Origin of the sequence: Candidatus Megaera venefica, assembly GCF_034554655.1 — a bacterium.
GTDB lineage: Bacteria > Pseudomonadota > Alphaproteobacteria > Rickettsiales > Rickettsiaceae > Megaera_A > Megaera_A venefica.
Map to the genome: position 1 here is coordinate 1 of NZ_JARJFB010000061.1, position 10,345 is coordinate 10,345.

A 10,345-nucleotide genomic window follows, 5' to 3' on the forward strand; every position below is an offset into this window, starting at 1 on the left:
CTTCAGACACATCAAGATCTTGCTGCAAATATTCATAACCACAAAAATATTGCCAATAAATATTTTCCTTTAGCTCTTCCTCCGTAAACGAATCAGAACCGTTGTACATAGCTTGAAGCATTGATAGTGCTAGCATTACTCTATGATCTTTCTTATTTCTACCAAATTGCTTGATTTCAATGTTAGGCAATGCTCTGGCTTCAAGTTCAGACCAATTTACTAAATCCCTTAGTTTATATAACTTGTTTTTAGGATTTAGTTTTGTAGATAATTTCTCTTCAAATAACCTTTCTTGTTTTTGGAGAAAAGTAATATTTTCTATAGGCATAATTTTAAAATCCGTAAGCTTTATGCGGTAATTATACCATTTTCTTATGGATTTTGTAAGCTGTTTATGACATGAAACCCCTTGTTAATTCAGGCGGGGAGAGTTTTGACGGAGGGACTCATTACCTTTTTTAATAAATTTTAAATTAGATGCTATATCATGTGAAAACATTACAGCACCAGAGTTAAGACAAGAGTCAGCTGTCGACATAACCATTGTCATAACACCAACAACAAACATCGCTTTTAGCCCAGTGAATGAATAATTTTCTAAGATATAAGCAAATAGATTGTTAGGATCGAGCCCAGAATTTTTTGATAAAATTAAAACTGAAATCCAAGAAATTAGTAATTGAACAACTAAGACAGCTACTGCTGCGTATGTAAAGGCCTTACGCATTTGGCTAATATTTCGCGACATCGCCATTCTTTGAAAGGTAGACGGATCAAAACCAGGTATTATATACAATAACATTAAACTTAAGAAGCTCCAAAATTTTGGTGTCCGATAATCAAACAATTCACCTAAATCGAATAATGGATTAGTCTGTATAGTATTAAATACAATATCAGCATCATCTATCCCCGACCATACAATTAGCGCTATAACTGGTACCACTGTACCAAAAGTAAAGAACTGAATAACATCAGTAAATGTTACAGATTTTATTCCGCCAAAGCTAGAATATATAATCACAATAATTGCACTTACTACTGTTGTATGTATGCCAGAACTACCTATTAATAGACCTAGAAGTGTAGAAGCTATTTTAAACTGTATTGATACGACAACAATCATTAGTATAAAACCACACAAAGAGGTTATAATTCTAGCATTATTACCGTATAATTTACCCATCGACTCAGCAATAGACAAATCACCAAGGAACTCCGCCATCCTAGGCGCGTAAATATGACCAGTAATTAAAAATGCTAAAAACGCTCCAAAGACTGAAAATATAAAATATAAACCGTGGGTATATGTTTCTGATAAATATAATGCAAAGTTATCACCACCAATCCACGTTGCAATGATCGTAGCAGTCAATGTGGCCGTGCTAAAATTTCGTCCACCGAGCGCATAATCTTTGATATTTTTAACTCCTCTTCCGTAGAACAGTCCGATAATAAGATTAATAAACAAAAATCCAAAAACAATGGCGATATCTATATCAAATTTCATAATTTATTCAACTTCAAGTTCACATTAATCAATACCGAAGATAACTCATGAAAAATTTACTTGCAAGCACAAATATTAATTTTTTTCTAAGTAATATTTGTTAGCATCTCTGAGATCTAACATTTTGTAACTTTGGTTAAATAACTTGTTATTTTTATCCAGAGAATTTAAATAGTCATAGGCCGTCATAAAGCCCGTTTCTGGCATCTTTACAGTAATTCCTTCTTTGAAATTAAGATTCCAACGACGCTGCCCATATCTCACCGCGGATTTTACCTTTGCTGCTAAATTAGGATATTTGTTTAACTCATCAAGCAGAACTTGGGCATAAATATTGGCATCCTGACCTACAACATGTAAAAGACCTTCAAACTCCTTCCCATTATATGCAGAAATGCGATTTCCTTCTGAATCAACCAGGTATAAACGCTGTTCAAATTGCCAAATTGCTATTGGGGTACGTTCTACTACCGCAATATATATTGTTGATGGCAATCTTCTTTCTACCACCGCAGCTTTTACCCACATATTCTCTTCTAGCCTTTCTTTTACTGCTAGAATATCTATGGCAAAAATAGGCACTCCCTTATCTGCCATCAATGAATCAACTATTTCTTTTAGTGGAGTATTTTTTTGACCTTCAACTATTATATTTTCTAAAATAAAACCATAATTTGCTGACAACCCGAAAAACCAATTTTGAGCTATACGTTTGTAATTATCGAGTACATTAGTGTAAAAAAACACAACAGCAAATAGTACTATAAATATCTTTAATAGCAAAGCAACCCGATGGTAGCAAGCCCAAAGCCTCCTTCGAAAAGAAATATTTACTTTAGTTGAAGTGCGATTCGTTCTATTTTTCATTTTTCGAATTGCGCACCACTAAGAATTCGGTCAACCAGCTGGACATATGAAATCCCCTTAAGCGCCACTATCTCTGGACACATAGACATTGAAGTCATACCTGGGAGGGTATTCGCTTCAAGTAAATAAAATTTATCTTCTTTTTCATTATAGATAAAATCTACCCTCATTATACCCGAGTCACAATCAAACACGCGACAAGCATACTCTGATATTTCCAACACTTTACTATATGCATCTTGTGGTATAGGAGCAGGAAGTAAATGCTCAGAAAAACCAGGGCTATACTTAACCTGGTAATCATTAAAACGTTTTGATTTTAACAATTTTATCTCAAGCGCCCCCATTGCTTTACCATTTAAGACCGCAACTTGCACTTCTCTACCCTTGATATATTGTTCGACAATAATCTCGTCTCCATATTCAAATTCATAGTTTGCAAAACTGAAGTTATCTTCTTCAAATATTACTTCAACGCCAATACTTGAACCTTGTAACAAAGGTTTTATTACATATGGCCTAGGCATTGGATCGTTTTTTATATTATCTGACTTTCTAACAAATATTGCTTTAGCCACGTTGATCCCGTTTGCTTTGCAAATAAAATGGGATTTTTTCTTATTCAGCGCAATTGCGGAAGCAAGAACCCCTGGGCCTGTATATGGAATACGTAGAATATTAAGTACCCCTTGCAAACAGCCGTCTTCACCGTATGTACCGTGCAGACCGTTAAATACCACATCTGGGTTCAATTGTTGCAAAACGTACGAAATATCGGCTCCCATATCAACAAACACTACAAAATGCCCTAGCTCCAATAGAGAATTCACAATCCCATTAGAGGACATGAAAGAAACCTCCCTTTCAGCAGACATACCGCCACCAACAACGACAACAAACTTTTTACCAATGATGACATTTAATTTAAATTTATCGACTTCTTGACCATTTTTTTCTACATATTTATCAAGAATCATACTATCTTTTTGGGAGCAATCGACTACCTTCGATTTTGCAAAGTAAATCGTGTTAAATTTTTTCATTTCTTCCTATTCTCTTAATTTCCCATTTAAGTTCAATACCGCTATGATCTTTGACCTTATTTTTTACAAATTCACCCAATTGCTCTATATCAGAAGCATTAGCATTCCCCTGATTTATCATAAAATTGCAGTGTTTTTCAGATATCACTGCATCACCTATTCGCATCCCTCGAAGTCCAGCCTGGTCAATTAACTCCCAAGCCCTTTTCCCCTCTGGATTGGCGAAAGTACTCCCACTAGTTCTTTCAGTAATAGGCTGAGTCTCAGCTCTTTTTTTATTTATATCCTGCATCTTCAATTTAATTTCATTAGGATCTCCTCTGTCAGCTCGAAATACCACTTTTGTATATATTAGATTTGTTGGCAGAGAATTTTTTCTGTAATCAAAACCAATGTCCTTAAGTGGAATTTGCATTTGGGCACCAATCTTATCAAACGCATAAACCGATTTCACTATGTCTTTAAACTCTGAGCCATATGATCCAGCATTCATTGCCACCCCTCCGCCGACTGTTCCTGGAATACCTACCAAAAACTCGAACCCCTTTATACCATTTGCCTGGGCAAATTTAGCTAGATTAAAATTCAAACAAGCCGCTCCAACTATAAGGTCGCCCTCAGGTAAAATTTCTATTTCCGTAAAACCACTACCAAGTTTAATAACAACCCCTTCAACACCTCTATCTCTAATGATTATATTTGAACCAGCACCAATAACGGTCACGGGCAATTTACCACCGTTTTGTTTCAGGAAATTTGCTATATCATCTTCATCGACTGGTTTATATAATACATCAGCAGCTCCACCAACTTTAAACCATGTCAAGTGAGCTAGCTTGTAGTTCTCTTTGTATTTTCCCCTAACAAGTGGTAATTTCATAAAAGTTATTTCACCAACGGATTTTTTTCAAACTAGTCATAGAAGAGGAATTTGCAGGAGAATCGGAAAGCCGTAGATCTGGAGCGCTTTTAAATGCACGTGAGGATTCGAGTGTCGCACCAACACCCAAATCACCTTCTAAAGTGGAATTTTGAAATAAATCTAATTTTTCTGGCAACTGATTGGCCCATGTGCTAATGCTTCCAGCGCCCATCATTACAAACAAATCCCCCCCTCTGGCAGTATCTCTAATAATTGAAGGAATATCATCATGCATACTTAAATACTTTGCATTAGCTCCTAATTTTTGTATAGATTTTGCTAGATTTTCACCGCTAATATCTTTAATTGGCAACTCGCCAGCTGCATAGACATCCATAATATAAATTTCATCAGCGTCACCAAAACATTTAGAAAATTCAAGAAATAAATTCTCAAGCCTTGAATATCTATGGGGTTGAAAGATAGCAATCACACGAGCAGCGCGACTATCTGCAATAACTCGTGCTGTCGCTAATGTTGCTGCGACTTCAACTGGATGATGCGCATAATCATCAATTATTTCTGCACCTTTATATTGCCCTACTCTAGTAAATCTCCTTTTAACTCCTTGGAACTCTTTGAATCCGTTTTTGATTACTTTTATACCGAAATCAAGCTCAATACCCACTGCAATAGCTGCTAATGAATTCAAGACATTATGTTTTCCCGGTGTTGGAATTGTTATATGTTCTATTGTTGTTACGCCAACTGAACTTGGCAATTGAAATTTAATATCAAATGTTGAAGAATAAGTATCAGATTTAATATTATATGCTATAATATGAGCGTCTGCTGAATCAATTCCGTAAGTTATAATTCTTCTTTCTGTTACTTCTTCCACTAATTTCCTAACAACTGGATGGTCAATACAAGCAACGCCAAAACCATAAAAAGGTAAGTTTCTAAAAAAGCTTTTAAATGCTAATATTAAAGTATCAAAATCTTTATAGTAATCCATATGCTCAGGATCGATATTAGTGATAATACCTATCGTCGAGGGAATCTTAATAAATGTTGCATCAGATTCATCTGCCTCTACTACCAAGTAATCACTTTTTCCTAAATATGCATTTGTACTACGATTATTAATTATCCCACCATTAATTACTGTTGGGTCAAGACCAGCAGCTTCAAATAAACATGCCACTAGCGAAGTAGTAGTAGTTTTTCCATGTGAACCAGAAATTGCTACTGAACACTTCAAACGCATCAGTTCCGCAAGCATTTCAGCTCTTCTAATTACCGGGATCTTAGTTTCTATTGCTGCTACAACTTCAGGATTATCCGACTTTACGGCAGAAGAGATAACAACGTACGATACATTACTTACATTTTGCTTTTCATGTCCAATAATAACCCTAATACCTTTTTCTTGCAGCCTCTTAGTATTGTGACTTTCCGATAAATCTGAACCCTGCACTTTATAGCCAAGGTTATACATAATTTCGGCAATCCCACTCATGCCAATACCACCAATACCAACAAAATGAATTGTATCTAATGTTCCTCTTTTTCTCTTAAGTTCAAGTAGTAACATCTGCTCTAGCCCTCATAAATTTTGATTCCTATCAGATCTCAGATTAAATTAGACAAACGAATTTCATGACGGCTTTGCGCAGCATATGCTTATACGCGAACCTAAAGGAAATCGACAGAATTCATTGTGTCGTTAAAAATGAGCTTTAATATAATACCGGTCAATATTAACTAGTAATTACTGCGAATGCAACTGCAAATGGCTGATCGTCTGATAAAGAAACATGGATATCGTATTCACTAATATCCAAATTCTTTTTGCAATCTATTTTTACCTTAGGAGCACCAAATTCATTCGTAGTAACAGCAATATCAACGAATGCCAAATTCTCTCCTATACCACAACCCAAAGCTTTTGCTATGGCTTCTTTTGCAGCAAATCTTTTTGCTAAATAACCTAGTTTTTTATGTTCTGGCAAATTTTTAAAATCCACAATCTCCAATTCATGAAAATTTTTGCTCAGGAATTTATCCCCATATTTTTTAAATATAGTTTCTATTCTCTTAACGTTAACTATGTCAGTCCCGATACCGATTATCTTTTTATTTTTCAATGAAAACTCTAATATAGTTAACTATGTTGTTACAAAATAGCCTTGATGCTATTTCAAGTAAAGCTAATCCGGATAGGTTTTGTCATTTATTATTTTTTCCTAACTCTTTAACCCCAATTTTTCAGTTAGGATTTTGATAAAGATATTACAACGACTAAACTTATTTCAAGTAACTATTGTAGCTTATATTTGTCATTCTTTTTTTAACATTATATTAGTTGTAAGATCTTTAATAGATTATATAGCTATTTTAAAAAGTGTAAATTTATGTCGGATCATTTTCATAACCCTAAAGACGCATCGGCTACAAACAGTAAGCTTCTTTTATGCTCATTATTTATTACTGTAAGTTTTATGATAGTGGAAGTAATTGGAGGTGTGCTCAGCGGCTCCCTTACTTTACTTGCTGATGCAGGTCATATGTTCGCCGATGCTTTTGCACTATTTCTATCTTGGTTCTCCATAATTATATCCCAAAAACCTGCCGATAACCAACGAACTTTTGGTTATCATAGATTCCAAGTTATAGCAGCTTTTATAAATGGAATTAGCTTATTAGCACTAACATTATGGATTATATATGAGGCAATTAATAAGATATACAACCCTACTCCTATCAACGGCCATATATTATTTTATATAGGTGCATTAGGCTTAATAGTAAATTCCATTTCTTTTATTATTTTACGCCAAGGAAATCATGAGGACATGAACATTAAAAGTGCTATTATTCATGTTTTAAGTGATTTACTTGGTTCTTTGGCTGCAGTTGCAGCTGGAATAGTTATAATATTTACCGGCAAAGTAATTGCCGACCCCCTATTATCACTATTTGTTTCCCTACTATTATTGAAAGCCACATATAGATTAATTATTAACTCCGGCCATATTTTATTGCAAGGTGCCCCAAGCGGATTAACAGCTGAAACAATTATTGATGAAATTAAAAAATATATTCCAGAAATAAAAAATATTCATCATTTTCATATTTGGTCATTATATACGGGCAAAAATTATATTACTTTGCACATTAACTTAGCAAAAGAGGAGCATGATTACTCCAAAATACTTAAAAAGACAAAGGAAATACTTCATGATAAATTCGATATTGAGCATTCAACTATCCAAATTGAATATGATGAATGTATAGATCTCGATTGCTAACAACCAAAACAATCTTTTTTAATATTTAGCCCTCTGGACATTTTGAACTACTCTTTTCGTCCTCAGAGAATTAATAATCTTTTCAAGGTGTTCAACTGAATTAACTTCAATATCAAAATTCATTTCAAAGTAATCTGGATTACGGCTAGTAATTTTAAAATTAGTAATATTGCCCCCATCTCTAGCAATTTCAGTTGAAATTACAGACAAGCTAGCTGATTCGTTCAAAAGAATTAAAGTAATCCTACAAACAAAAGGGATATTAGAAGTATTGCTATCCCATGTCAGATCAATTATTCGCTCTGGCATACCAGCAAAATTATTTAGCATTTCACAATCTGAAGTGTGGATGGTCACACCACTTCCAGTATGTATAACTCCAACAATTTTATCACCAGGCAAAGGATGACAACATTTTGCATAATGCATAACCATGCCGGAAATCAACCCCTTAATTGGTACAGAATTATCCTGCTTATCCTCTGGGGATCTCTTCCTACCAAACTTTAGCAACGAAAAAGTAGAACTTAATCTACTTTTCTTTGGTTGAACTTGTTTTACCACTTCTTCTCTGGTAATTGTTCCCTCACCAATCGCAAAGAAAAGATCATTTTTTGTTTTATCAAAAAATTTAGTAGCAACTTCAAGAGCTTTAGCTTCGTTCTCAACAGAAGCAACTTTGAATGCTTTACTGATAATATTATGTCCCAATTTGACATATTGATCATATTGCTGTGCCCGAATTGTTTTTTTAATTTCAGCTCTTGCTTTTCCAGTAACCACAAATTTTTCCCATGAAGGAGAAGCTGTTTGATTTTTGGAAGTAATTATTTCTACCTGATCTCCATTCACAAGTTGCGTCCTAAGAGGTACAATTCGACCATTAACCTTTGCTCCGACACATGAATTCCCGATATCTGAATGAACCATATATGCAAAATCAACAGTCGTTGCACCATTAGGCAAAGCAATAAGCTTCCCTTTTGGAGTAAAACAAAATACTTGATCATAGTACATCGCAAGCTTAGTATTTTGTATAAACTCATCTGGAGCCGCGTCTTGATCCAAAATAGCTAGTAATTCTCTAATCCAGGTATATTTCTTGCCGTCCGCATGATCAACATGCCCCTGCTTATATCGCCAATGAGCAGCCACACCAAGTTCAGCTATTTCATGCATTTCTTTAGTACGAATCTGTATCTCAATTTTCTGCATCAATGGTCCAATTACTACTGTATGAAGCGATTGGTATCCGTTATTTTTAGGTGTACTAATAAAATCCTGAAAATTATCTGGTACCATTTTGTATGCGCTATGAATTATCCCAAGGGCACGATAACAATCCTCAACCGAATTTACAATTACCCTAAATGCCACAATATCAGACAATTGATCCAAGCCGATGTCTTTTTGTTTCATTTTCATCCAGGTTGAATATGGAGTTTTCCTACGACCAGAAACATCTGCTTCCATACCATTGGTAGAAATAGTATTTTTTATCTGCTGGACGATTTGATCAACAAAATTCTCTTTACCACTCTCGATACTATCAAAGCGGTTCAAAATTGACTTTCTTACTTCTGGATGAAGAACTCGAAAACATATATCCTGCAACTCTCCTTTGATCTGCTGAACACCTATCCTTTCAGCCAAAGGAGCATAAATTTCCATAGTCTCAAGCGCAATTCTCTCTCTTTTTTCAGGTTTACTGATAAAGTCGATGGTACGCATATTATGTAATCGATCGGCTAACTTGATCAACAAAACTCTTATATCATCACTCATTGCAAGTAATAATTTACGAAAATTCTCAGCCTGACGAACATTATCAGCCTTAAATTCAATCTTGGTTAGCTTGGTAACGCCATCTACTAATTTAGCAATATCTTTGGAAAAGTTTTTTTCAATACATTCAATAGTCAGGTCAGTATCCTCAATTGTATCGTGCAATATAGCCGTTACAATAGAATCAGAGTCTAATCTCATTTGAGCTATGATTTCAGCTACTTGAAGAGGATGATAATAATACGGCTCTCCAGAAGCTCTTTTTTGAGAACCATGATACTTAACAGCAAAATCAATTGCTTTTCTAACCACTACTTCATCAAGCTTTACTCCATAAGATTTATATTTATCTATTACCTCTTGATGATCCACAAAAATTACTCCAGTTGATTTTTAACTATTAAGCTGGCATTAGTTAAAACACATTGATTTGGTGATTTATTTAATACTATAGTAAAAAAGCATAAGATTCCACATGCTATCCTGTCACTCGTTTTTCTACATTTTCTGGATAACTAGTCCCTCCGTCAAAACTCTCCCCGCCTGAATTAACAAGGGGTTTCATGTCATAAACAGCTTACAAAATCCATAAGAAAATGGTATAATTACTGCATAAAGCTTACGGATTTTAAAATTATGCCTATAGAAAATATTACTTTTCTCCAAAAACAAGAAAGGTTATTTGAAGAGAAATTATCTACAAAACTAAATCCTAAAAACAAGTTATATAAACTAAGGGATTTAGTAAATTGGTCTGAACTTGAAGCCAGAGCATTGCCTAACATTGAAATCAAGCAATTTGGTAGAAATAAGAAAGATCATAGAGTAATGCTAGCACTATCAATGCTTCAAGCTATGTACAACGGTTCTGATTCGTTTACGGAGGAAGAGCTAAAGGAAAATATTTATTGGCAATATTTTTGTGGTTATGAATATTTGCAGCAAGATCTTGATGTGTCTGAAG

9 protein-coding genes and 1 pseudogene are annotated in these 10,345 nt (G+C 34.6%); 2 read left to right on the forward strand and 8 right to left on the reverse strand.

Going from position 1 to position 10,345, the window contains the following annotated elements:
• From Megvenef_RS04625 to acpS, 7 genes and pseudogenes are all read right to left on the reverse strand, one after another.
• Positions 1-328 (reverse strand): transposase (locus tag Megvenef_RS04625; RefSeq protein ID WP_322776028.1); only part of this gene is annotated, 328 nt, incomplete at its 3' end.
• Positions 329-412: 84 nt separating this feature from the next.
• Positions 413-1,510, reverse strand: coding sequence for a sodium:solute symporter family protein (locus Megvenef_RS04630; RefSeq protein WP_322776817.1), 1,098 nt, complete (start codon positions 1,508-1,510; stop codon positions 413-415).
• 75 nt (positions 1,511-1,585) lie between these two features.
• Positions 1,586-2,257 carry a cell division protein FtsQ/DivIB gene (locus tag Megvenef_RS04635; protein WP_322776818.1) on the reverse strand — a complete coding sequence of 224 codons (672 nt, stop codon included), beginning with the start codon at positions 2,255-2,257 and terminating at the stop codon, positions 1,586-1,588.
• A gap of 116 nt (positions 2,258-2,373) precedes the next feature.
• Complete coding sequence (locus Megvenef_RS04640; protein ID WP_410519761.1) at positions 2,374-3,354, reverse strand: D-alanine--D-alanine ligase; 981 nt, start codon at positions 3,352-3,354, stop codon at positions 2,374-2,376.
• 52 nt (positions 3,355-3,406) lie between these two features.
• Complete coding sequence (gene murB / locus Megvenef_RS04645) at positions 3,407-4,300, reverse strand: UDP-N-acetylmuramate dehydrogenase (RefSeq protein WP_322776820.1); 894 nt, start codon at positions 4,298-4,300, stop codon at positions 3,407-3,409.
• Between the two features lie 163 nt (positions 4,301-4,463).
• Positions 4,464-5,879: pseudogene (gene murC / locus Megvenef_RS04650) on the reverse strand (UDP-N-acetylmuramate--L-alanine ligase); the annotation flags it as partial.
• Between the two features lie 166 nt (positions 5,880-6,045).
• On the reverse strand, positions 6,046-6,432 hold the full coding sequence (gene acpS, locus Megvenef_RS04655) for a holo-ACP synthase (protein ID WP_322776821.1): 387 nt from the start codon (positions 6,430-6,432) through the stop codon (positions 6,046-6,048).
• A 267-nt stretch (positions 6,433-6,699) separates the two neighbouring features.
• On the opposite strand from acpS, the gene Megvenef_RS04660 reads away from it, so the two are divergent.
• Positions 6,700-7,596: a cation diffusion facilitator family transporter gene (locus Megvenef_RS04660; RefSeq protein ID WP_322776822.1), complete on the forward strand. Its 897-nt coding sequence runs from the start codon at positions 6,700-6,702 to the stop codon at positions 7,594-7,596.
• A gap of 18 nt (positions 7,597-7,614) precedes the next feature.
• On the opposite strand, the gene Megvenef_RS04665 is transcribed toward Megvenef_RS04660, so the two are convergent.
• Entirely contained in the window at positions 7,615-9,753 is a 2,139-nt protein-coding gene (locus Megvenef_RS04665; protein WP_322776823.1) for a RelA/SpoT family protein, read from the reverse strand.
• A gap of 264 nt (positions 9,754-10,017) precedes the next feature.
• Here Megvenef_RS04665 and Megvenef_RS04670 point away from each other — a divergent pair.
• On the forward strand, positions 10,018-10,345 hold a 328-nt coding region (locus Megvenef_RS04670), incomplete at its 3' end, for a transposase (RefSeq protein ID WP_322776028.1).

Bases quoted from the DNA above. Each gene is read 5' to 3' on its own strand.
- Megvenef_RS04630 (WP_322776817.1), bottom strand. From the start codon at position 1,510: ATGAAATTTGATATAGATATCGCCATTGTTTTTGGATTTTTGTTTATT.
- Megvenef_RS04640 (WP_410519761.1), bottom strand. From the start codon at position 3,354: ATGATTCTTGATAAATATGTAGAAAAAAATGGTCAAGAAGTCGATAAA.
- murB (WP_322776820.1), bottom strand. From the start codon at position 4,300: ATGAAATTACCACTTGTTAGGGGAAAATACAAAGAGAACTACAAGCTA.
- Megvenef_RS04660 (WP_322776822.1), top strand. From the start codon at position 6,700: ATGTCGGATCATTTTCATAACCCTAAAGACGCATCGGCTACAAACAGT.